The 19,525-nt window shown below is 70.2% G+C and carries 23 protein-coding genes; 8 read left to right on the plus strand and 15 right to left on the minus strand.

Annotated elements, in window-relative coordinates; all coding sequences use genetic code 11:
- Nucleotide 1: 1 nt before the first annotated feature.
- From sufD to WG212_RS17310, 5 genes are read right to left on the minus strand one after another with little or no spacing between them, the layout of a single operon-like run.
- Nucleotides 2-1,033 (minus strand): Fe-S cluster assembly protein SufD, encoded by a 1,032-nt coding sequence (gene sufD / locus WG212_RS17290; protein ID WP_337188355.1) that lies wholly within the window; start codon nt 1,031-1,033, stop codon nt 2-4.
- Nucleotides 1,030-1,776 (minus strand): Fe-S cluster assembly ATPase SufC, encoded by a 747-nt coding sequence (gene sufC / locus WG212_RS17295; RefSeq protein WP_337188356.1) that lies wholly within the window; start codon nt 1,774-1,776, stop codon nt 1,030-1,032. Before sufC ends, sufD begins: the two co-directional genes overlap by 4 nt.
- 60 nt (nt 1,777-1,836) lie before the next feature.
- Nucleotides 1,837-3,306, minus strand: a complete 1,470-nt coding sequence (gene sufB, locus WG212_RS17300; protein WP_337188357.1) for a Fe-S cluster assembly protein SufB — start codon at nt 3,304-3,306, stop codon at nt 1,837-1,839.
- Nucleotides 3,306-4,427 (minus strand): cysteine desulfurase family protein, encoded by a 1,122-nt coding sequence (locus tag WG212_RS17305; RefSeq protein ID WP_337188358.1) that lies wholly within the window; start codon nt 4,425-4,427, stop codon nt 3,306-3,308. Before WG212_RS17305 ends, sufB begins: the two co-directional genes overlap by 1 nt.
- The gene (locus WG212_RS17310) at nt 4,424-4,852 is read right to left on the minus strand and encodes an Rrf2 family transcriptional regulator (protein ID WP_337188359.1); all 429 of its coding nucleotides are present in this window, start codon (nt 4,850-4,852) and stop codon (nt 4,424-4,426) included. Before WG212_RS17310 ends, WG212_RS17305 begins: the two co-directional genes overlap by 4 nt.
- A gap of 160 nt (nt 4,853-5,012) precedes the next feature.
- On the opposite strand from WG212_RS17310, the gene WG212_RS17315 reads away from it, so the two are divergent.
- Nucleotides 5,013-5,663, plus strand: coding sequence for an alpha/beta hydrolase (locus WG212_RS17315; protein ID WP_337188360.1), 651 nt, complete (start codon nt 5,013-5,015; stop codon nt 5,661-5,663).
- A gap of 2 nt (nt 5,664-5,665) precedes the next feature.
- Nucleotides 5,666-6,058 carry a DUF4440 domain-containing protein gene (locus tag WG212_RS17320; protein ID WP_337188361.1) on the plus strand — a complete coding sequence of 131 codons (393 nt, stop codon included), beginning with the start codon at nt 5,666-5,668 and terminating at the stop codon, nt 6,056-6,058.
- Here WG212_RS17320 and WG212_RS17325 read toward each other — a convergent pair.
- From WG212_RS17325 to WG212_RS17355, 7 genes are all read right to left on the minus strand, one after another.
- Nucleotides 6,055-6,258, minus strand: a complete 204-nt coding sequence (locus WG212_RS17325; protein ID WP_337188362.1) for a hypothetical protein — start codon at nt 6,256-6,258, stop codon at nt 6,055-6,057. The genes WG212_RS17320 and WG212_RS17325 overlap by 4 nt on opposite strands.
- Before the next feature lie 67 nt (nt 6,259-6,325).
- On the minus strand, nt 6,326-7,897 hold the full coding sequence (locus WG212_RS17330; RefSeq protein WP_337188363.1) for a HAMP domain-containing sensor histidine kinase: 1,572 nt from the start codon (nt 7,895-7,897) through the stop codon (nt 6,326-6,328).
- The gene (locus WG212_RS17335) at nt 7,894-8,631 is read right to left on the minus strand and encodes a response regulator transcription factor (RefSeq protein WP_337188364.1); all 738 of its coding nucleotides are present in this window, start codon (nt 8,629-8,631) and stop codon (nt 7,894-7,896) included. The genes WG212_RS17330 and WG212_RS17335 overlap by 4 nt, the downstream gene beginning before the upstream one ends.
- Nucleotides 8,628-10,172 carry a DUF4173 domain-containing protein gene (locus WG212_RS17340; protein WP_337188365.1) on the minus strand — a complete coding sequence of 515 codons (1,545 nt, stop codon included), beginning with the start codon at nt 10,170-10,172 and terminating at the stop codon, nt 8,628-8,630. The genes WG212_RS17335 and WG212_RS17340 overlap by 4 nt, the downstream gene beginning before the upstream one ends.
- A 148-nt stretch (nt 10,173-10,320) precedes the next feature.
- The gene (locus tag WG212_RS17345) at nt 10,321-12,138 is read right to left on the minus strand and encodes an NAD(P)/FAD-dependent oxidoreductase (RefSeq protein WP_337188366.1); all 1,818 of its coding nucleotides are present in this window, start codon (nt 12,136-12,138) and stop codon (nt 10,321-10,323) included.
- A 91-nt stretch (nt 12,139-12,229) separates the two neighbouring features.
- A complete protein-coding gene (locus WG212_RS17350; protein WP_337188367.1) occupies nt 12,230-12,601 on the minus strand; it encodes a hypothetical protein in 372 nt (123 codons plus the stop codon).
- A gap of 32 nt (nt 12,602-12,633) precedes the next feature.
- Nucleotides 12,634-13,446, minus strand: coding sequence for a universal stress protein (locus tag WG212_RS17355; RefSeq protein ID WP_337188368.1), 813 nt, complete (start codon nt 13,444-13,446; stop codon nt 12,634-12,636).
- Between the two features lie 170 nt (nt 13,447-13,616).
- Between WG212_RS17355 and WG212_RS17360 the strand changes: the two genes are divergently transcribed.
- The 3 genes from WG212_RS17360 to WG212_RS17370 are packed head-to-tail and all read left to right on the plus strand — an operon-like array spanning nt 13,617 to nt 15,512.
- Nucleotides 13,617-14,210: an HD family hydrolase gene (locus tag WG212_RS17360; RefSeq protein ID WP_337188452.1), complete on the plus strand. Its 594-nt coding sequence runs from the start codon at nt 13,617-13,619 to the stop codon at nt 14,208-14,210.
- A complete protein-coding gene (locus WG212_RS17365) occupies nt 14,207-15,166 on the plus strand; it encodes an NAD regulator (protein WP_337188369.1) in 960 nt (319 codons plus the stop codon). The genes WG212_RS17360 and WG212_RS17365 overlap by 4 nt, the downstream gene beginning before the upstream one ends.
- Before the next feature lie 58 nt (nt 15,167-15,224).
- Nucleotides 15,225-15,512, plus strand: a complete 288-nt coding sequence (locus tag WG212_RS17370; protein ID WP_337188370.1) for a GIY-YIG nuclease family protein — start codon at nt 15,225-15,227, stop codon at nt 15,510-15,512.
- On the opposite strand, the gene WG212_RS17375 is transcribed toward WG212_RS17370, so the two are convergent.
- From WG212_RS17375 to WG212_RS17385, 3 genes are all read right to left on the minus strand, one after another.
- The gene (locus WG212_RS17375; RefSeq protein ID WP_337188371.1) at nt 15,466-16,446 is read right to left on the minus strand and encodes a sterol desaturase family protein; all 981 of its coding nucleotides are present in this window, start codon (nt 16,444-16,446) and stop codon (nt 15,466-15,468) included. The two genes, WG212_RS17370 and WG212_RS17375, sit on opposite strands and share 47 nt — an antisense overlap.
- Complete coding sequence (locus tag WG212_RS17380) at nt 16,443-16,844, minus strand: hypothetical protein (protein WP_337188372.1); 402 nt, start codon at nt 16,842-16,844, stop codon at nt 16,443-16,445. Before WG212_RS17380 ends, WG212_RS17375 begins: the two co-directional genes overlap by 4 nt.
- A gap of 116 nt (nt 16,845-16,960) precedes the next feature.
- The gene (locus WG212_RS17385; protein ID WP_337188373.1) at nt 16,961-17,500 is read right to left on the minus strand and encodes a porin family protein; all 540 of its coding nucleotides are present in this window, start codon (nt 17,498-17,500) and stop codon (nt 16,961-16,963) included.
- A 205-nt stretch (nt 17,501-17,705) separates the two neighbouring features.
- Between WG212_RS17385 and WG212_RS17390 the strand changes: the two genes are divergently transcribed.
- The 3 genes from WG212_RS17390 to WG212_RS17400 all read left to right on the plus strand — a co-directional run bounded on the left by WG212_RS17390 (nt 17,706) and on the right by WG212_RS17400 (nt 19,463).
- Nucleotides 17,706-18,851: a beta-ketoacyl-ACP synthase III gene (locus WG212_RS17390; RefSeq protein WP_337188374.1), complete on the plus strand. Its 1,146-nt coding sequence runs from the start codon at nt 17,706-17,708 to the stop codon at nt 18,849-18,851.
- A gap of 82 nt (nt 18,852-18,933) precedes the next feature.
- Nucleotides 18,934-19,128: a hypothetical protein gene (locus tag WG212_RS17395; protein ID WP_337188375.1), complete on the plus strand. Its 195-nt coding sequence runs from the start codon at nt 18,934-18,936 to the stop codon at nt 19,126-19,128.
- Nucleotides 19,129-19,145: 17 nt separating this feature from the next.
- Entirely contained in the window at nt 19,146-19,463 is a 318-nt protein-coding gene (locus tag WG212_RS17400; protein ID WP_337188376.1) for a type II toxin-antitoxin system RelE/ParE family toxin, read from the plus strand.
- Nucleotides 19,464-19,525 lie beyond the last annotated feature (62 nt).

Raw genomic sequence — 19,525 nt, forward strand, 5'->3', positions numbered from 1 at the left:
GTCAGCCTCCCAGCCTTTCGGCGACCCAGGCGCGGACGATCTCGCGGGCCGGCTCGTGCCCGATCCGGTCCACGACCTCGCCGATGAAGGCCTCGGTCAGCAGCGCACGGGCCTGCGGCTCGGGAACGCCGCGCTGGCGGGCGTAGAACAGGGCGTCCTCGTCCAGGGCGCCCACCGTGTTTCCGTGCGCGCAGGCGACGTCGTCGGCGTAGATCTCCAGCTCGGGCTTGGCGTCCACCTCGGCGCGATCCGAGAGGATCAGGGCGTGGTGGCCCATCCGCGCGTCGGTGCGGTCGGCCCCCTCGGCCACCACGATGCGGCCCTGGAAGACCGCGCGCGCCTGGTCGCGTACGACGCCCTTCGCGAGTTGCCCGGTCGCGCCGTCGACGCCGGCATGGGTGACGACGCTGGTCAGGTCGGCGTGGCGCTTGCCGTCGAGGATATAGACCCCGTCCAGGCGCAGGCCGGCGTGGCCGCCCGGATGCGCCACGCGTATCTCGATCCGCTGGCGGCGCGCACCCGAGGTCGCCACCGTCTGGGCGAAGGCCGCGCCGGGCGAGAGTTCGACCTCGGCCTGGCTGACCGTCACGCCCTCGGCGCCGTCCTCGGCCAGAATGATGCGTTCGAGCGCCGCGTCCTTGCCGACGCTGAACAACAGGCCCGCCTGGGCCAGGTAGCCGCCGGCGTCGCCCTCATAGGATTCCAGCAGGGTCAACCGACCGCCGGCCTCAACCTCGACCGACACCCGCGCAGCGTGCGCGCCGTCCCCCCTGGAGAGGTGGCGCAGGACGACCACCTTCGTCTCCCCCGGCTCGACGCCGATGTGGACGGCGCCCCGGCCGTTCACGATCACCACCCGCTCGTCGGACAGCGCGTCGAACGGTCCGACGCCGGCCGTCGCCGGATCGACCTCGGCCGACGGCGGCGGCACCTGGCGGATCAGGCCGCGCAGGTCGGTCCAGCGCCAGTCCTCGTCGCGCTTGCCGGGCAGGCGCGCGGCGTCGCGCTCGCGTATGGCCGTCGCGACGCTCAAGCGGCCCTCGCGTACTTGTCGTAGCCTTCGCGCTCGAGCTCCAGCGCCAGCTCAGGTCCGCCCGAGGCGACGATGCGGCCGGCCGAGAGCACATGGACGCGGTCGGGTTTGATATAGTCCAGCAGCCGCTGGTAGTGGGTGATCACCAGCATGGCGCGGTCGGGGCCGCGCAGCGCATTCACCCCGTCGGCCACGATGCGCAGCGCGTCGATATCGAGGCCGGAATCGGTCTCGTCCAGGATCAGGAAGCGCGGCGAAAGCATCGCCATCTGAAGGATTTCCATCCGCTTCTTCTCACCGCCGGAGAAGCCGACGTTGAGGGCGCGCTTCAGCATGTCGAAGTCGATCTTCAGGTCCGCCGCCTTGGCGCGGGCCAGCTTCAGGAACTCGGGCGCGGTGATCTCGGCCTCGCCGCGCGCCTTGCGCTGGGCGTTCAGCGCGGTGCGGATGAAGGTGAGCGCCGGCACGCCCGGAATCTCCAGCGGATACTGGAACGACAGGAACACGCCGCGGGCCGCCCGCGCATCGGGCGCCAGCGCCAGAAGATCCTCGCCGTCCAGCGTCGCGGAGCCTTCAGTGACCTCGTAGCCCTCGCGCCCGGTCAGCACATAGCTCAGCGTCGACTTGCCCGCGCCGTTCGGCCCCATGATCGCGTGGACCTCGCCCGCGGGGACGTCCAGGGTGAGCCCCTTGAGGATCTCCTTGCCGTCGATCTCGGCGTGCAGGTTCTTTACAGACAGCATTGATAAATCTCGATCATTCTTTCCGATAAGGTCACCACGCGATGGCTTTCCGGCCCATGGTCACCCCACGCTCCCTTCGAGGCTGATGGCCACCAACTTCTGCGCCTCGACGGCGAATTCCATCGGCAGTTCCTGAAGGACGTCCTTCACGAACCCGTTCACCAGAAGCTGCACCGCCTCCTCCTCGGAGAGGCCACGCTGCATCGCGTAGAAGAGCTGGTCCTCGGAGAGCCGCGTCGTGGTGGCCTCATGCTCGAACACCGACTGGCCGTTGCGCGCCTCGATGTAGGGGACGGTGTGGGCCGCGCAGGTCTTGCCGATCAGCAGGCTGTCGCACTGGGTGAAGTTGCGCGCGCCCCTGGCCTTCGGGTGCGCCGAGACCAGGCCGCGATAGGTATTGGTGCTCTTCCCCGCGCTGATGCCCTTGGAGATGATCCGCGAGCGGGTGTTCGGCCCCAGATGGATCATCTTGGTGCCGGTGTCGGCCTGCTGGCGGCCGTTGGTGATGGCGATCGAATAGAACTCGCCCGAACTGCCCTCGCCCCGCAGCACGCACGAGGGGTACTTCCAGGTGATGGCCGAGCCGGTCTCGACCTGGGTCCACGACACCTTCGAGCGGTCGCCGCGGCAGTCGGCGCGCTTGGTGACGAAGTTGTAGATGCCGCCCTTCCCCGTCTCGGCGTCGCCGGGGTACCAGTTCTGGACGGTGGAATACTTGATCTCGGCGTCGTCCAGGGCGACCAGTTCCACCACCGCGGCATGGAGCTGGTTCTCGTCGCGCATCGGGGCGGTGCAGCCCTCCAGGTACGAGACGTAGGCCCCCTTGTCCGCGATGATCAGCGTGCGCTCGAACTGGCCCGAATTCTCGGCGTTGATCCGGAAGTAGGTGGAGAGCTCCATCGGGCAGCGCACGCCCGGCGGCACGTAGACGAAGCTGCCGTCCGAGAAGACCGCGCTGTTCAGGCAGGCGAAGTAGTTGTCGCTCACCGGCACCACCGAGCCCAGGTACCGGCGCACGAGGTCGCCGTGGTCACGGATCGCCTCGCTCATCGAGCAGAAGATGACGCCGGCCTGGGCCAGCTCCTTCTTGAAGGTGGTGACCACGCTGACGCTGTCGAACACCGCGTCCACGGCGTACTTCGGCGCGCCCTCGACGCCGGCCAGCACCTCCTGCTCGCGCAGCGGAATGCCCAGCTTCTTGTAGGTCTCCAGAAGCTCGGGATCGACCTCGTCCAGGCTCTTGGGCCCGACCTTCTGCTTCGGCGCGGCGTAGTAGTGGGCGTCCTGGTAGTCGATGCGCGGGAAGCTGACCTTGGCCCAGGCCGGCTCGTCCATGGCCAGCCAGCGCTCGAAGGCGTCCAGCCGCCATTGCAGCATCCACTCGGGCTCGTCCTTCTTGGCCGAGATGAAGCGCACGATGTCGGCGTTCAGGCCCTTGGGCGCGAACTCCTGGTCGATATCGGTGACGAAGCCGTGCTTGTACTTCTCCAGGCTCCGGACGTGATCGACGGTCTGTTTGACGGCGGCCATCAGGCGACTTCCTTTCGGCGCGCGGCGTGGCGCGCGTGGGCTTCGAGCCACGCGTCGGCGAAGCGGCGCCAGTCTTCTTCGGTGGTGTCCCAGCCACCCGAGACGCGGATGGCGCAGGATGCGAGGTCGGCGCGCGCCATCGCCGCGACGACGGGGCTGGCCTTCACCTTGCCCGAAGAGCAGGCCGAACCCGCGCTGACCATGACCCCGGCCAGGTCGAGCGCCATCACCTGGCGCTCGGCGTCCCAGCCGGACAGGGCGACGCAGAGCGTGTTGGGCAGGCGCGGGACGGCCTCGCCCAGGACGAGGGCGCCGGTCGCCTTCAGCCGTTCGGCCGCGGAGTCGCGCCAAGCGGGGTCGCCCACATCGCCGACGGCCCGCGCCGCGGCGCCGAAGCCCGCGACGCCCGGCAGGTTCTCGGTGCCGGCCCGACGGCCCCGCTCCTGCCCGCCGCCGTGCTGGACGCGGACCAGGCTGGCCCGCGGGCCGAAAGTGAGCGCGCCGACGCCCATCGGGCCGCCGATCTTGTGGGCCGAGATCGACAGCGTGTCGGCGCCCAGGCCCCGGCTGTCGGTGGGGATCTTGCCGGCCGCCTGGATCGCATCGACGTGCAGCCAGCCGTCGGCCTCGCGCACCAGGGCAGAGGCCTGGGCCACGGGCTGGATCACCCCGGTCTCGTTGTTGGCCAGCATCAGGGCCACGAAGGGCCGGCCGTCCGAAGGGTTCCAGGCCGCGAGCCGCGCACGCAGCCAGGCCAGGTCGGCGACCCCGTCCGCATCCACCGGCAGGTCCTCGACGGCGGGGGCGAAGGCGCGGGCGGCCTCGCGGACGCTGTCGTGCTCGATGGCCGAGACGATCAAGCGGCGGCTCCCCGCCGCCACGGCGCCCTGGATCGCCAGGGCGTTGGCCTCGGTGCCGCCGCTGGTGAAGACGACCGTCGAGGCCGGCGCGGCGATCAGGGCGGCGACGTCGGCGCGGGCCTGCTCCATCCGCGCGCGGGCGGCGCGGCCGGCGGCGTGGACCGACGACGGGTTGCCGACAGCCTCCAGCGCCCGGGCCATGGCGGTGGCGGCCTCGGGCCGGACGCGCGTGGTGGCGTTATGGTCCAGGTAGACGCTCATGCGGCCCGGCGCAGCTTTCCGCCCACCACGTCGGCCAGGCTGACCGACGCCAGGTAGGATTCGATGTGCTGGCCCAGGTCCTCCCAGAGGTCGTGGGTCAGGCAGCGCTCGCCGCGCATCATGCAGCCCTTGGCCAGACCGTGGCATCGGGTGGCGCGAAGCGGCTCGTCGACCGCATGGACGATCTCGGCGATGGTGGTGGTCTCGGCGGTGCGGGCCAGACGATAGCCGCCGCCGGGGCCACGGGCGCTCTTGACCAGGCCCTTGCGGCGCAGGCGGGCGAAGAGCTGCTCGAGGTACGACAGCGAGATCTCCTGGCGCGCGGCGATGTCGGCCAGGGCGACGGCGCGGGCGGCTCCGTGCTCGCGCTGTGCGAGGTCGGCCATGGCCATCACGGCGTAGCGGCCTTTCGTCGAGAGTCGCATGGTCGGACGCCCATTGCAGTTTTCGCGCGCATCCGGCGACGCCTATGGTATTAGCCGCGCCTCGCTCGGGAGGGTCGCGCCGGATGGCTGCGACTTAGGAAGACCGAGTGTGGCAGTCAAGTATTCCACGTCGAATGACGACAGTCGGAAGAGGGTTCGAATGCCAGAAGTGGTTCTGACCGGCGCCGCCGGGCGGATCGAAGGCCGTTACTCCCAGGGCAAGAGCGAGACCGCGCCCGTCGCCCTGATCCTGCATCCCCACCCCAAGGCCGGCGGCCAGATGAACAATCCGGTGGCGGTGCAGCTCTTCCACCTGTTCATGAAGCGCGGCTTCTCGGTCCTGCGGTTCAACTTCCGCGGCGTGGGCCGTTCGCAGGGCGAGTTCGACGGCGGCATCGGCGAGCTGGCCGACGCGGCGACGGCGCTGGACTGGCTCCAGTCCACCAACCCGGCGGCGTCGCAGTGCTGGGTGGCGGGCTATTCGTTCGGCGCCTGGGTGGGCATGCAACTCCTGATGCGCCGGCCCGAGACGGACGGCTTCATCTCGGTCTCGCCGCCGACCAACGCCTACGACTTCAGCTTCCTGGCCCCCTGCCCCGCCTCGGGCCTGATCCTGCACGGCCAGAACGACACCGTGGTGCCGCCGATCGACGTGGAGCGGGTGGTGTCGAAGCTGCGCACCCAGAAGGGCATCGTGATCGACTACGACGTGGTCGACGGCGCCAGCCACTTCTGGATGGAGAACCTGCCCGACGTCGAGGGCCGCGTCGGCGCCTACCTCGACAAGCGCCTGGCCGCCAACCCGGCCTGACCGTGGCCACCACGCCCGAGGACGCGATCCGGGCGCGGCGGAAGCTGACCAACCGTCTGATCGCCCGGCACGCCGCCGAGCGGCTGCGGCCGTTCTTCCTGCGCGACGCCACGGTGATCGTCGGCGACGGGAGCCTGATCGTCGGCGCCGATGCGGTGATCGCGGCGTTCGCCGCCCAGTTCACGGATCCGGGCTTCATCACCTTCGTGCGCGAGACCGGAACGGTGGAGCTGGACGCCGCGGGCGAGCGGGCCGCCGAAGCCGGGCGCTGGACGGGCGCCTGGCGTGACCAGGAGATGCGCGGGACCTACCTCGCCGCCTGGCGCAAGGTCACGGGCCAGTGGATGATCGAGAGCGAGACCTTCGTCACCCTGGGCTGGAAGCGCCCAGGCTAGAATCGCCGCCGGCGCGTCCGTTCCAGGGCCTGCATCACCGACGCCGCGAAGACGGCCGAGGCGCGCGCAGCGCCGAGGTCGGGCGCATGCGCGCCCACCTCGGCGCCGGCCGGCGTGGTCAGCCGCCAGGACCAAGCCTCGCCGGTGGGGTTCAGGGCGAGGCGGAAGCCGTCGGGAGTGGGGCGTTGCGGCCGGTCCATGCCGCAAGAGTGGCCGCGCGGCGTGCAGGCCGTGCGCGGCAGCGTGTCCAGATTCGGTGCAGGCCGCTCAATCGGCGCGCGGCAGGACCATCCGGAACCGGGCTCCGCCCTGCCCACCCTCCGCCAGGTCGAGGCTGGCGTGGCTGGCGGCCAGGAGCGAGCGGGCGATGGGCAGGCCCAGGCCCGTGCCGCCCGTGGCCCGCCGGCTGGTGAAGAAGGGCTCGAACAGGCGCTCGCGATCGGCCTGCGGCACGCCCGGGCCATCGTCCGAGACCGCAAGTTCAACGACGCCGTCCGTCTGGATCGCCGCGACCGCCGCATGACGGGCGCCGGCCTGGCGGGCGTTCTGAAGCAGGACCGCGAGCACGCTTTCCAGCGTGGCGGCCGGCACGGCCACGGGCGGCAGGTCCGGCGGCAGGTCGATGGTCACGGCGAAGTCGGTGCGGCTCTGGCCGTCGACGGCGCGGCGAACGGGTTCAGCCAGGCCGGTGGCGACCCCGGCCTCGGGCGACGCCATGTCGGCCCGGGCCAGGTCCAGCAGCCGGGTCACGAGCTGCGACAACCGGTCGGCGTCGCCGGCGATGTTGTCGAGGAACCGCCGCCGTTCCTCGGGCGACATGGTCTCGAAGTGGTCCTGCAGCAGTTCGACGGCGCCGGTGATGCCGGCCAGCGGCGTCTTGAACTCATGGCTGACGGCGGCGGCGAAGTCGCGGAGATAGCCGCTGCGCCGCTCGATCCGCGCGGCCATGGCGCGGAAGTCGGCGTAGAGCTCGCGGATCTCGACGGCGGCCGTGCGCGGCGTCCGGGGCACGGCGCCGCCGCCCTCGGCCACGCGGCGCGAGGCGGCGCTGAGAGTCTCGATGGGCCGCGTGACGCCGCGCGAGATCAGTCCGGCCATCAGCGCCACGACCCCCAGGATCACCACCGCCGCGAGGCCGAACTTGCCGCGATCCTCATAGAGGCCGCGGAACAGGGCGCGGGGCGATCGCGAGAGCAGGACGACGCCCTTCACCTGCCCGTCCACCAGGATCGGCCGGGCATGGTGCAGGCGGATGCCCGAGGCCTTGCTCAACCATTCGAAGCGATAGCGCGGGCGGTAGTCGCCATTGACCCGCAGCACGGTGCGCGGCCGGCCGGCGAGCGCCGCGGCCACCTCGGGCAGGCCGGCGTAGTCGTCGCCGTCGCGGTCGACCCCCCCGGCGTCCAGCACCACGGCCGAGGCCAGCGTCGTACGGGTTGTGCGCTCGATCACCGGATCGATGACGGCGATCACGCCCGCCGCCTCGGGCTGGGCGGGCCGCGTCGCCGCCGGCAGGTCGGGTCGCTCAGGCAGCACGGGATCGCGGCTGAGGTCGATGGTGGTGCCTTCGGGGCGGAAGTAGCTCTCGGGCGGATCCTCGGGGCGCGGCGCCGGCGGCGGCGCGCCGGGCCAGCTCAGCGCCGCGAGCGCGGTCAGAGCCGCGCCCTGGGCCACAAGCTCGGCCTCGGTCTGGCGGACCAGGGTGTTCTCATAGACCCGCAGGGCGATGGCCCCGATCGCCGGCATGGCGGCGGCGAAGACCAGCACGGCGAATAGGATCGTCCGCAGCCGCAGCTTCGGCCAGAGAGGGGCGACGAGATCCTTGAGCCGCTCGATCACGCGCGCGACGCGACGTCCGGCTGGACGCCCAGGCACGGCCCCAGGCGATAGCCGACGCCAGCACGGGTCTCGACCACGTCGTGGCCGCCGACCGCCGCGAACTTGCCGCGCAGGTTGCGGACGTGGCTGTCGATGGTGCGGTCGGTGATGGCGAAGCCCGGGCCGTGCAGCCGGTCGATGATCTGGTCGCGGGTGAAGACCCGCGAGGGCGCCGAGAGCAGGATCTTCAGGATGCCGAACTCGGTGACGGTCAGCCCCACTTCGGCGCCGTCCCAGCGGGCGCTCCAGCTCTCGCCGTCCAGCGACAGACGGCCGCGGGACAGGGTCTCGGTCTGGCTCTCACCCGCCTCGACCGGCCGTGGCGACCGGGCGCGGCGCAGAATCGCCTGGACGCGGGCCACGACCTCGCGCGGGCTGAAGGGCTTGGTCACATAGTCGTCGCCGCCCAGCTCGATGCCCAGGATGCGGTCGATCTCGTCGTCGCGGGACGACAGGAAGAGGATCGGCAGGTCGCCCTGCGCCCGCAGGCGGCGGCAGACGTCGAGACCATCCATGCGCGGCATGTTGATGTCGAGCACCACGAGGTCGGGAGCCTGCTCGGCGACGGCGGCCAGGGCCGCTTCCCCGTCCTCGGCCTCACGCACGGCGAGGCCGGCCTTCTCCAGGGCGAAGGCGAGGAGCTGGCGGATATGGGGATCGTCATCGACGACGAGGACCTGCGGCATGGACGTCATGATCCGGGCTTCGGGCTGGGGGTCAATGGGGTGGCCGGAGACGACGGCCGGAGGATTCGCAGCGCGCCATCGCAACGATAGGCCGTTCCGTGACCTGCGCGCGACGCCGGTGAGCCGAGGGCTTCGAGGCGAGCCAGGCGACGCGCGTCGCGGAACCGCCAGCCCCGCCAGTCCCGGGTCCGATCCAGCATGTCCGCGGCCAGTTCCGCGCGGACGACGGCCACCCGCCTCCGCAGGTCTTCGGGCAACTCGCGCCGCTCCATCTCGGCAAGCGAGACGACGGCGGCGCCCCGGAGTTCGCGCATGTAGCAGAGGTCGAGTCCGACCCCGCGTCCGCCAGCTTCCCGGGCATGGCGGACGTTCCACGCGGCGGCGATCGCGCCGAGATCCACCACGCTGCACAGGAGTAGCGCGGCGCCGGCCGCCAGGAGATTGGCGTTGACCAGCCAGCCCGAGGACTTTCCCCGCAGCAGCCGCCAGGTGATCAGGACGAGCCCGACGGCGATCAGCGCCATCCAGAGCAACGCCGCTATGCGCATGCGGGTCAGGGAATAGACCTCGACGTAGTCGAAGGTCCGGAGCGCGGTGGACGCCACGAGGAACAGGTTCTGCGCCACCCAGAGCGCGACAAGCTTGCGGACCGGCTGCGACTGCGCGGTGGCCGATCCGGGCCGCAGGAACACCAGCACGAACAGTCCCGCCAGCAGCGCCGTGGCGATCAGCGGATAGGCGCCGCGATGGGCATAGTCGGCGAAGGTCATGCCCTCGGGCAGCCCCGCCCCGCTCCAGAGAAAGGCGACGTCCAGGCCGTTCTGCACGGCGAAGATCAGGTTGAAGACCACCAGCGAGGCGCAGATGGAGCCGGTCGTGACGCCGGGCAGGTCCAGGTCGCCGTCCAGGCGCGGCGCGTCCAGCGTCCGCCGCAGGCCGCGCGGACGCAGCACGGCCCAGACGATCAGCGCGATCATGGCCCAGAAGACGGGGCGAGCGACCTCCAGCTCGGGCAGCCGGATCGCAGCGAAGGCGCCTTCGATCACCGGATTGGCCGCGGCGAACAGGCTGACGAACACCACGCCGCCCAGAAGGGGCAGCCCGGCGCTCACGACCATCAGGGCGGTGCGGGCAGGGCCACGACGCGCCCTGGCCCTGAGGACGTCGCGCAGATCGACCAGCGGGCCGACCAGGGCCTTGAGCCCGCCGACGACCAGCCGCTGAGTCCAGCGCCAGCCGTCCTCGCGAGCGGGCGCGCGCGGCGCCAGCGCGGCGACCCCAAGGGCGACGGCGAACAGCATCCAGCCGACGAACGTCGCCCGCTCGATCTGGAGCACCGCCAGGAGGGCCGCGGCGGCGAAGGCCAGCAACGCCAGCCTGTGGCGGAAGATCGCCGGGGTCACGAAGCCGAGGGCGCCCACCAGGGCCAGGCTGAACAGGCCGAGGTTCAGGCCCAGGCCGCCGGCGTCGAAGAGCAGCACGTCGGCCGCGGCCACGACCGCCAAACTGAGCGCCGCCTTGACCCAGAAGCTCGGCATCCGCGGCCGCATCGGCGAAGGCTCTCCCGCTGTTCGGGATCACCTTGGGGCCGGGCCATCGTCCTCCTGCGCATGCCGGCGCGCGGAGGCGGACAGGTTCGCGTGCAGATTCCGTGCAGACGACCTCAGCGCGAGGGAGTGGGCCGGGTCGGCTCGGCCCTCAAGGCGTCAGTTCCAGCCCCTTGAGCGAGCCATCGGCGCGCCAGTCCTCCAGCACCTTGGCGAAGGCCACGGGGCCGGCGCCGTAGGAGCTGTTGCGCTTGGCCATCACCTCGGGCCTGCCCTCGTTGTTGTAGTAGCCGGGCGTGCATTCCTTGAGGAAGTTCTCGCGCAGGAGGGCCAGCTTCTCGATCGTCCCGATCCAGGCGTCCTCGGCCTCCTGCGAGGCCTCGACGGTGCGCGCCTGGCGGTCCATGGCGTGCTTGACGATGTAGGCGATGTGCTTCGACTGCTCGTTCAGCATGTGCGGGAAGTTGGCCGAGAAGCCGGACTGGACGTTCGAGACCACGAAGCAGTTCGGGAAGCCGCGGACGTGGAAGCCGTGCAGGCTGGCGGCGCCGTCCTTCCACTTCTCGGTCAGCGTGATCCCGTCCCGCCCGTAGAGCTGGTAGCCCGAGCGGCGGGTGTAGTCGGTGCCCACCTCGAAGCCGGTGGCGTAGATCAGGCAGTCGACCTCGTAGGCCTTGCCGTCGACCACGACCGCGTTCGCGGTGATCCGCTCCACGCCCTTCCCGGCCGTGTCGATCAGGTGGACGTTCGGCCGGTTGAACGTGGCCAGGTACTCGTCGTGGAAGCACGGCCGCTTGCAGAACTGGTTGTACCAGGGCTTCAGCGCCTCGGCCTTGGCCTTGTCCTGCACCACCGAATCCACGCGGGCGCGGACCTGCTCCATCTTCTTGAAGTCGGCCAGTTGCATCAGCTCGGCGGGATTGCCGACCGCCTCGCCCGCCTCGGCCTTCTTGCGGGCCAGCAGCAGGATGTTGCCGATGATGTCGGTCCAGCCGTCGTTGACCAGGTCCTTGTCGGCGAACCCGCCCGAGACGAGGATGTTGAAGTTGTCCATCCGCTCCTGCTGCCAGCCCGGCTGGAGGCCGGCCGCCCAATCGGGATCGGTGGGGCGGTTGTTGCGCACGTCGATGGACGAGGGCGTGCGCTGGAAGACGTAGAGTTCCTTGGCCCATTCGCCCAGGTGCGGCACGCACTGCACGGCCGTGGCGCCGGTGCCGATGATGGCGACCCGCTTGTCCTTCAGGCCGGTGAGGCCGCCGTTGGAATCGCCGCCGGTGTAGCCGTAGTCCCAGCGGCTGGTGTGGAAGCTGTGGCCCTGGAAGCCCTCGACGCCGGGAATGCCCGGCAGCTTGGGCCGGTGCAGCGGGCCATTCGCCATGACCACGAAGCGGGCGCGCATGGCGTCGCCGCGGTTGGTGGAGATGATCCAGCGCGCGGCGTCCTCGTTCCAGCGCAGTTCCTTGACCTCGGTCTGGAAGCAGACGTTGTCGTAGAGGCCGAACTTCTCGCCGATGGCGCGGCTGTGCTTCAGGATCTCGGGCGCGCGGGAATATTTCTCGACCGGCAGGTAGCCCACCTCCTCCAGCAGCGGCAGGTAGATGTAGCTCTCGATGTCGCAGGCGGCGCCGGGATAGCGGTTCCAGTACCAGGTGCCGCCGAAGTCGCCGCCCTTCTCGATGATCCGCACGTCGGTGACGCCGGCCTCCTTGAGACGGGCCGCAGCCAGGAGGCCGCCGAAGCCGCCGCCGATCACCACCACCTCGACGTCGTCGGTCAGCGGCGCGCGGTCGAACGGCTCGACGTACGGATCCTCCAGGTAGTGGGCGAACTGGCCGGCGATCTCGACGTACTGCGCATTGCCGTCGGTGCGGACGCGGCGGTCCCGCTCGGCCCGGTACTTCGCGAGCAGCGCATCGGGGTCGAAGCCCAGATCGTCGGCGCCCGAAACCTCCGGCTTGTCGTCGGCCATGACGTCCTCCCGTATTGGTTATCGGCGTTCAGCGTGCCGAACGATCGGGAGGCCGGCAAGTGTGACGTGGGGGCGCCCTCGGCTCCCGGCCTCAGACGGGCTGGACCTCGACCACCTTGTAGGTCAGGGGGCGGCCGTCCTCGTCGGTCACGGTCACATACTCGCCCACCGCGAACCGGTGCTGGCCCAGGCGGTGGACCGGCTCGTCATCGGCGGAATCGCTGTCGTCGTAGTCGAAGAACCAGCGCTGGCCCCGCCGCGCCAGGCGTCCGTCCGCCGGCGGCTCGTCGGGGGCGAAGCGGCGCACCGTACAGGCGTCGCGCGCCTTGGCGTAGGCGGCCTCGTCGAGATGGCCGTCGTCGGTGAGCGGCGCGGTCAGGGCGTAGCCTCGATGGTCGTCGCCGCCCGCGAATTCGGTGCCGGGATTGCGTGCGAGGCGCATCACGATGCGGGACAAGGACATGGGAACAACCTCCAGGAAACCAGACAGGCGTGTCAGTGGGACAGGAAGAGGGACGGCCCGTCGGACCCGAGCAACGTCCGGGTCGTGCCGCCGAAGATGAACTCCTGCAGCCGGGGATGGCCGAAGGCGCCGGCCACCAGGATGTCGGCGCCCACCTCGGCGGCGGCGTGCAGGATCGCGGGTGCGGCGTCGCCGGCGTCGGTGAGCAGCCTGACCTCGGCGGCCACCCCGCGGGCGGCGTAATAGGCCTTCAGCCGCTCGGGATCGAAGGTGCGCGAACTGGCCTTGGGCGCGCCCACGATCACCACGCGCGACGCCTTCTCCAGGATCGGCGTCGCCAGGCGCGCCGCCCGGCTCGCCTCCTTGCCGCCGTCCCAGGCCACGACCGCCACGCCGCCGACCTTCAGGCCCTGCCGGGCCACCAGCACCGGCCGCTGTTCGTCCGCCACCATCTGCTGGAAGGCCTCGGCCAGCGGGCCACGTCCCCGCGCGGAGTCGGACGCGAAGACCACCACGTCCGACAGCCGGCTCTCCGCCGACAACCCGGCCCACACCGGCGTCGCCAGGGCGATGAACCGGGCCTTGGCGTAGCCGGCGCCCTCGGCCGCCCTGCGCGCGTTCGCCTCCCCGGCGGCCGTGGCCTCCTTCAGCGACTCCAGCGCCGTGGTCTGCACCCCGCCCAGGAACCCCTCGCCCATCCAGGGCATGACGTCGGCCACGTCCGCCGGCGTGTAGACGCACGCCAGCTCCGCGCCGAACGGCTCGGCGATCGTCTTCGCCGCCGCCACGGCGGCCGCGTCCCCCTGTCCACCCGACAGAGGCGCCATGATGCGGGCCCAACTCATGCGAACATCCTCATCTCGCCCCATCCTCGCCCCATCTTGGCCGACGGCGCGCGCCCCCGGATTGATCTTTGTCAGTCCCTGGGCCAGTTGACCAACGCGACACTGAAAGGAATGTGCGGGTGAGAAAAGGGCTGCGTCGCACAAAAGAGGCGCCCCGGGCCTGGCAACGGATGCTGTCGGGCCGCCGGCTGGACCTGCTCGACCCCTCCCCGATGGACATCGAGATCGAGGACATCGCCCACGGCCTGGCCCGCGTCGCGCGCTGGAACGGCCAGACGTTAGGCGAACACGCCTTCTCCGTGGCCCAGCATTCGGTGGTGGTGGAGGAGATCGTCGCCCACATCCAGCCCGATATCGAGCCGCGCTGGCGGCTGGCCGCCCTGCTGCACGATGCGTCCGAGTATGTGATCGGCGACATGATCAGCCCGTTCAAGGCCGCCCTGGGGGTCGACTACAAGCTCTTCGAGGAGCGGCTGGAGACCGCCATCCATGTCCGCTTCGGCCTGCCGGCGAAGACGCCGCCGGCGATAAGGAAGCTGATCAAGCGGGCCGACCGCGCGTGCGCCTACTTCGAAGCTGTCCAGCTCGCGGGCTTCAACCCCGCCGAAAGCCTCGACTTCTTCGGCGCCCCGCCCGAGGGCTACGCCCTCAGGATCGATCCCCAGGCGCCGGGCGAGGCCCAGGCTCACTACCTGCGCCGCTTCGAGGTGCTGTCCGAGGCGGCCGGCTACAGCCCCCACGCCCAGGCGTTCGACACCGAATGAACACGGCCCTCGTCATCGGGCTGTCGGCGGTGGTCGTGGCCATCAAGGACGGCGAGGCCGTGGCCCTCACCGTCCGGCACAAGGGGGCGGGCAATCTCTCGGGCCTGCCGTTCGGGCCCTTCGACCCCGACGGCCACCGGACGTTCGAACTGGCCCTGCGCGCCTTCGTGACCGAGCAGACGCGGTTCGACCTGGGCTATGTCGAGCAGCTCTACACCTTCGGGGACAAGGGCCGCGACGCCCCCCTGGCCAACCTCGGCGACGGCGACGGCGCGGCGCGGGTGATCTCCGTAGGCTATCTCGCCCTCGCCCCCGCCGCGGTCGACACCCATTTCGCCGGCAGCGAGTGGCGGCCGTGGTCGCGCATCTTCCCCTGGGAGGATTGGCGCGGCGGACGTCCGCCGGCCTTGGACACCATCGGCCCGGCCCTGCGCGCCTGGGCCGGCAACGACGCCCAGAAGCTGGCGCGGGCGCGGCTGGTCTTCGCCCTGGACGGCGCGCCCTGGAACGAGGAACGCGTCCTCGAACGCTACGAACTGCTCTACGAGGCGGGCCTGGCCCCCGAGGCGGCCCGCGACCGCAGCGAGGCCTCGCCCGCCCGCGCCGAAGCGCTGGTCGCGGCCGTGGGCGAGGCCATGATCTCGGACCACCGGCGCATCCTCGCCACCGCCCTCGGTCGGCTTCGCGGCAAGCTGAAGTACCGGCCCGTGGTCTTCGAGCTGATGCCCGACGCCTTCACCCTCTCGGCGCTGCAACGGACGGTGGAGGCCATCGCCGGCGTTCCGCTGCACAAGCAGAACTTCCGCCGCGCGCTGGAACGCGCCGAACTGGTGGAAGGCCTGGGCCGGGTCGACGCCGACACCGGCGGCCGCCCCGCCGAGCTGTTCCGTTTCCGCCGCGAGGTCCTGGGCGCCCGGCCCGTCGGCGGCCTCAGCCTGCCGCTGCTCAGAGACTAAAATATCCGCTCATCCCCGCGGATGCGGGGACCCAGGCTTTTCTCTATGAGAGGTCGGGATGTTCGCCGTCTACATCATGGCCAGCCGGCGCAACGGCACGCTCTACATCGGGCATACCGACAGCCTGAGCCGGCGCGCTCTGGAGCATCGCGAGAGCTCGTCACCCGGCTTTACCTCCAAGTACGGCGTGAAGACGCTGGTCTACTACGAATACTTTGAGACACGGGAAGCGGCGTTCGCGCGCGAGCGGGCCATGAAGAAGTGGTATCGGATCTGGAAGCTGCGGCTCATCGAGAGCGTCAACCCAGACTGGCAGGATCTGTTCGAGACTCTGCCGCCGGAGTGAAAGAAGAAGCCTGGGTCCCCGCATGCGCGGGGATGAGCGGGGTGTTGATTGGTGCGCCCAAGGCCCGGACCTTAATCGCCGCGCTGGTCTCGCGGCTGCCGTCGTGGCTCCAGCCGGGAGGGCCGAAGATGTAGCCCAGGGCGTGGCTAGGGTGGCGAAGCGCGTCCGCCGCCATCGCGATCCACTCGTGGAACGCCACCCGCAGGATGTTGAAAGTGCCCAGGTTCTTGACGATGCCGTAGCGGCACGGCTCGGCGTCCAGCTCGGGCTGGAAGGTGCCGAACAGCCTGTCCCAGACGATCAGGATTCCGGCGTAGTTGCGATCCAAGTAGACCGGATTGCGGGCGTGATGCACTCGGTGATGCGACGGGGTGTTGAAGACCGCCTCGAACCAGCGCGGCAGGCGGCCGATCGCCTCGGTGTGGATCCAGTACTGGTAGACGAGGCTGATCCCCTTCTGGATCGCGATCATCGCCGGCGGGAAGCCCAGGAACGCAAGGGGCAGCCACAGGAGCCAGGTTCCCGCCACACCGCCCGTCCAGGTCTGCCGCAACGCCGTCGAGAGGTTGTAGTGCTGGCTGCTGTGATGATTGACGTGCGCCGCCCACCAGAACCGCCGCTCGTGGCTGAGACGGTGGAACCAATAGTACGTGAGGTCCTCGAGCAGGAAGATCGCCACCCACGCCCAGACCGCTGTCATGGGGATCGTGAAGAGGCGGTGCTCGTAGACCCAGAGGGTCGCTGCGAAAGCGAGGCCGGCGGTGACGAGGCCCGCCAGCGTGGAGCCAAGCCCCATGCTCAGGGAGATCGCCGTGTCCTTGACCTCGTAGTTCGCCCTGGCCTTACCCAGGCGGGCCAGAACGATCTCGAGGATGATGGTGAGGATGAAGAACGGCGTGGCGAGGGCGACCGGATCGAATTCGGCCTCCGTCATGCCGCCAGATCCTTGGTCAGGTTCTCGGGGGGCCAGGACGGAAGGCGGATGGTCGCCGCCGGCGCGGCGATGTCGTCGAGGTTCACATGGAGCCGGCCGTTCCTGAACGTGGCCGACACCGCCTGGGGCCAGGGAATCTGCCGTGCGGCAAAGCCGTCGCCCACCCGGCACAGGACCAGGGCCATGCCGCCCGACTTGGCCAGGGCGCCGGCGCCGTCCGAGGCGGTCCAGATCGCGTCTATGGATCGGGTGGGAAACTCCTCGGCGAGGAGCACGCGCGCCTTGTGGTCGTCGAGCGGCCGGACGGGCTTGGCGATCTTGGCCCAGGCGACGATCGCGACGAGCGCCCCCACCGCCGCCGCCGACAGGGCGAGCTGAATGAAGAACGCCTCGTCCAAGGCTCGCGTCTCCCTTGTTCCGGTTGGCGGGAGGGTGAGCGCCGGGCGGCCCCCGGTCAAGGAAAAGGCCATGCGGTCGCCCGCATGGCCCTCTCCTTCAGCCTGGGCCGGAAGGGTCAGAACTTCCGAGAATAGCCCACGGTCCAGACGTTGGCGTCCGGGGCGCTCTTGCCGGTCTCGTAGCGGGTGTAGTCCACCCGCACGCCGTTCACGCCGTCGAAGTGGTGCTGGGCGCCCACGCCGAAGTTGAACGAGTCCTCGGAATCCGAGGCCGAAAGGCCGGCGGCCTTCACGCGGAACTTGCTCGTGCCGTAGCCGACGCGCGCGATCAGGTCGGTGTTGGCGCCGACCGGCGCAAAGCCGACGAGATAGGCGCCCGCCGAATGCTTCAGCTTGGTGTTCACGTCGACGCCGGCGATGGTGTCGGTGTCGCTCTTGAGGCCCGCGCCCAGCTCGCCTTCCACACCGATCCAGTCGTTGAAGCGGTAGCCCAGGCGGCCCTGGATGGCCTTCACGTCCACCTGCTTGGCGTCGACGATACCGACGTTCAGGTTGCCATAGACGCCGCTGTTGACGGCGTCCTGAGCCTGCGAGGCGGCGGGGATGGCGGCGGCGATCGCGGCCAGCGAGGCCACGCTGATGAGAGCTTTTTTCATTTTTGGGGAGAACTCCGTACTCGTCCTGGACAGCCCGCCCAGTCCCATTCGGGATCACACCCAAACGCGGCGACGCGCGGCCGGTTCTATGGCGACGCCGTGGCCGATTGTGTCTGTGGTTTCCATGCAACACCCGGATCACCGGGGCGGGTGACGGCGACCCGGACCGTGCTATGCAGTCCCGCTTTCGCGTGCCGAGGACATCATGACAGACGCGGTCATCGCCGCCACCGGGCTCTACACCCCGCCGAACAGCCTCTCGAACGCCGAGCTGGTCGAGACCTTCAACGCCTACGTCGAGCGCTTCAACGCCGCCCACGCCGACGCCATCTCGGCCGGCGAGGTCGAGGCCCTGGCTCCCTCCTCCGTCGAGTTCATCGAGAAGGCTTCGGGCATCAAGTCCCGGTTCGTGATCGACAAGAGCGGCCTGGTCGACCCCGAGCGCATGGCCCCCAACATCGCCGAGCGCAGCGACGACCAGCTTTCGGTCCTGGCGGAGATCGCCGTCGAGGCGGCCCGCCAGGCGATCGCCCGCTGGGGCAAGGACGCCTCGCGGATCGACGCGGTGATCTGCGCCGCCTCGAACATGCAGCGCGCCTATCCGGCCATGGCCATCGAGGTGCAGCAGGCGCTGGGGATCGAGGGCTTCGCCTTCGACATGAACGTGGCCTGTTCGTCGGCCACCTTCGGCGTCAAGACCGCCGCCGACTTCATCGGCTCGGGCTCGGCGCGGGCGGTGCTGATGGTCAACCCGGAGATCTGCTCGGGCCACCTCAACTTCCGCGACCGCGACAGCCACTTCATCTTCGGCGACGTCGCCACGGCGGTGATCGTGGAGCGGGCGGAGGATGCGCCAAGTTCAGGCGAGGGCGGCGGCTGGGACATCCTGGGGACGCGCCTGAAGACCCGGTTCTCGAACAACATCCGCAACAACTTCGGCTTCCTCAACCGCTGCGCGCCCGAGGGCGAAGGCCCCGAGGGCGGCGGCAAGGCCGACAAGCTGTTCGTCCAGGAGGGCCGCAAGGTCTTCCGCGAGGTGGTGCCGATGGTGGCGGAGATGATCGTCGAGCACGCGAACGACCTAGGGATCGACCCCGCCGGCCTGAAGCGCATGTGGCTGCACCAGGCCAACATCAACATGAACGAGCTGATCGGACGGCGCGTGCTGGGCCGCGAACCCGCGCCGCATGAGAACGTCATCATCCTGGACGAATACGCCAACACCTCGTCCGCCGGCTCGATCATCGCCTTCCACAAGGCCAGCGACGACTTCCGGCCGGGCGAGACCGGCCTGATCTGCTCGTTCGGCGCCGGCTACTCGGCCGGCACGGTGTTCGTCCGGAAGCGCTGAGCGCGCTCCCGAGCAGTCAGGAGCAAGGCCTGCACGGCTCCGAAAATCGCCGCGCCATGTCGCAATGTGCTATGCTGCCGGAATGAATCTGAAGGCGACCAGCGTGCGACGTACGCCGCTCCAGGATGCGGACGGGGATATCGATCGGTTCCTGGTCGACAATCATGACGATGTCGCCGCGAAGCTGGCGGCCGGCCGCCAGCAGATCGGGCAGGGAGAGGCGGAGCCGCTTGAGCCGCTCGACGTGCTGTTGCGCGATGCGCGCACAGCCCGGTAGCGTCTCCCTCCCGCTTGATGCCTCGCATCCTTCGCGCGCCGCTTGCGCGCACCGACCTCCTGGACCTCTGGGCCTACATCGCGGACGAGAGTTCGCCCACGATTGCCGACACCTTCCTTGCCCGCATCTACGGCGCGCTCGAAGTCGTGGCGTCGGCTCCGTACATCGGCCGGGAGCGGTCGGAGTTTCCCGGTAGCCCGCGCAGCATCGTGGTCCGCCCCTACGTCATCTTCTACGAGCCGCTTCCCGAGGGCGATGGCATCGCGGTTTGGCGGGTCCTCCACGGCGCGCGGCGGATGGAGGATCTCCTGCGGAAACCTCGCCGCTTTGAATAGGCCATATCGGTGTTTTCTTGGGCAGTCCGACGCCCTACGCTCCCGCCCGGTCGCCGGAAGGC

This window comes from Phenylobacterium sp., from assembly GCF_037189685.1.
In the GTDB taxonomy this organism is placed as follows: Bacteria; Pseudomonadota; Alphaproteobacteria; order Caulobacterales; family Caulobacteraceae; genus Phenylobacterium.

Excerpts from the sequence above, each read along its gene's own strand:
- sufC (WP_337188356.1), bottom strand. The coding sequence starts at position 1,776 with ATGCTGTCTGTAAAGAACCTGCACGCCGAGATCGACGGCAAGGAGATC.
- sufB (WP_337188357.1), bottom strand. The coding sequence starts at position 3,306 with ATGGCCGCCGTCAAACAGACCGTCGATCACGTCCGGAGCCTGGAGAAG.
- WG212_RS17305 (WP_337188358.1), bottom strand. The coding sequence starts at position 4,427 with ATGAGCGTCTACCTGGACCATAACGCCACCACGCGCGTCCGGCCCGAG.
- WG212_RS17310 (WP_337188359.1), bottom strand. The coding sequence starts at position 4,852 with ATGCGACTCTCGACGAAAGGCCGCTACGCCGTGATGGCCATGGCCGAC.
- WG212_RS17315 (WP_337188360.1), top strand. The coding sequence starts at position 5,013 with ATGCCAGAAGTGGTTCTGACCGGCGCCGCCGGGCGGATCGAAGGCCGT.
- WG212_RS17325 (WP_337188362.1), bottom strand. The coding sequence starts at position 6,258 with ATGGACCGGCCGCAACGCCCCACTCCCGACGGCTTCCGCCTCGCCCTG.
- WG212_RS17335 (WP_337188364.1), bottom strand. The coding sequence starts at position 8,631 with ATGACGTCCATGCCGCAGGTCCTCGTCGTCGATGACGATCCCCATATC.
- WG212_RS17340 (WP_337188365.1), bottom strand. The coding sequence starts at position 10,172 with ATGCGGCCGCGGATGCCGAGCTTCTGGGTCAAGGCGGCGCTCAGTTTG.
- WG212_RS17345 (WP_337188366.1), bottom strand. The coding sequence starts at position 12,138 with ATGGCCGACGACAAGCCGGAGGTTTCGGGCGCCGACGATCTGGGCTTC.
- WG212_RS17350 (WP_337188367.1), bottom strand. The coding sequence starts at position 12,601 with ATGTCCTTGTCCCGCATCGTGATGCGCCTCGCACGCAATCCCGGCACC.
- WG212_RS17355 (WP_337188368.1), bottom strand. The coding sequence starts at position 13,446 with ATGAGTTGGGCCCGCATCATGGCGCCTCTGTCGGGTGGACAGGGGGAC.
- WG212_RS17360 (WP_337188452.1), top strand. The coding sequence starts at position 13,617 with ATGCTGTCGGGCCGCCGGCTGGACCTGCTCGACCCCTCCCCGATGGAC.
- WG212_RS17365 (WP_337188369.1), top strand. The coding sequence starts at position 14,207 with ATGAACACGGCCCTCGTCATCGGGCTGTCGGCGGTGGTCGTGGCCATC.
- WG212_RS17370 (WP_337188370.1), top strand. The coding sequence starts at position 15,225 with ATGTTCGCCGTCTACATCATGGCCAGCCGGCGCAACGGCACGCTCTAC.
- WG212_RS17375 (WP_337188371.1), bottom strand. The coding sequence starts at position 16,446 with ATGACGGAGGCCGAATTCGATCCGGTCGCCCTCGCCACGCCGTTCTTC.
- WG212_RS17385 (WP_337188373.1), bottom strand. The coding sequence starts at position 17,500 with ATGAAAAAAGCTCTCATCAGCGTGGCCTCGCTGGCCGCGATCGCCGCC.
- WG212_RS17390 (WP_337188374.1), top strand. The coding sequence starts at position 17,706 with ATGACAGACGCGGTCATCGCCGCCACCGGGCTCTACACCCCGCCGAAC.
- WG212_RS17395 (WP_337188375.1), top strand. The coding sequence starts at position 18,934 with ATGAATCTGAAGGCGACCAGCGTGCGACGTACGCCGCTCCAGGATGCG.
- WG212_RS17400 (WP_337188376.1), top strand. The coding sequence starts at position 19,146 with ATGCCTCGCATCCTTCGCGCGCCGCTTGCGCGCACCGACCTCCTGGAC.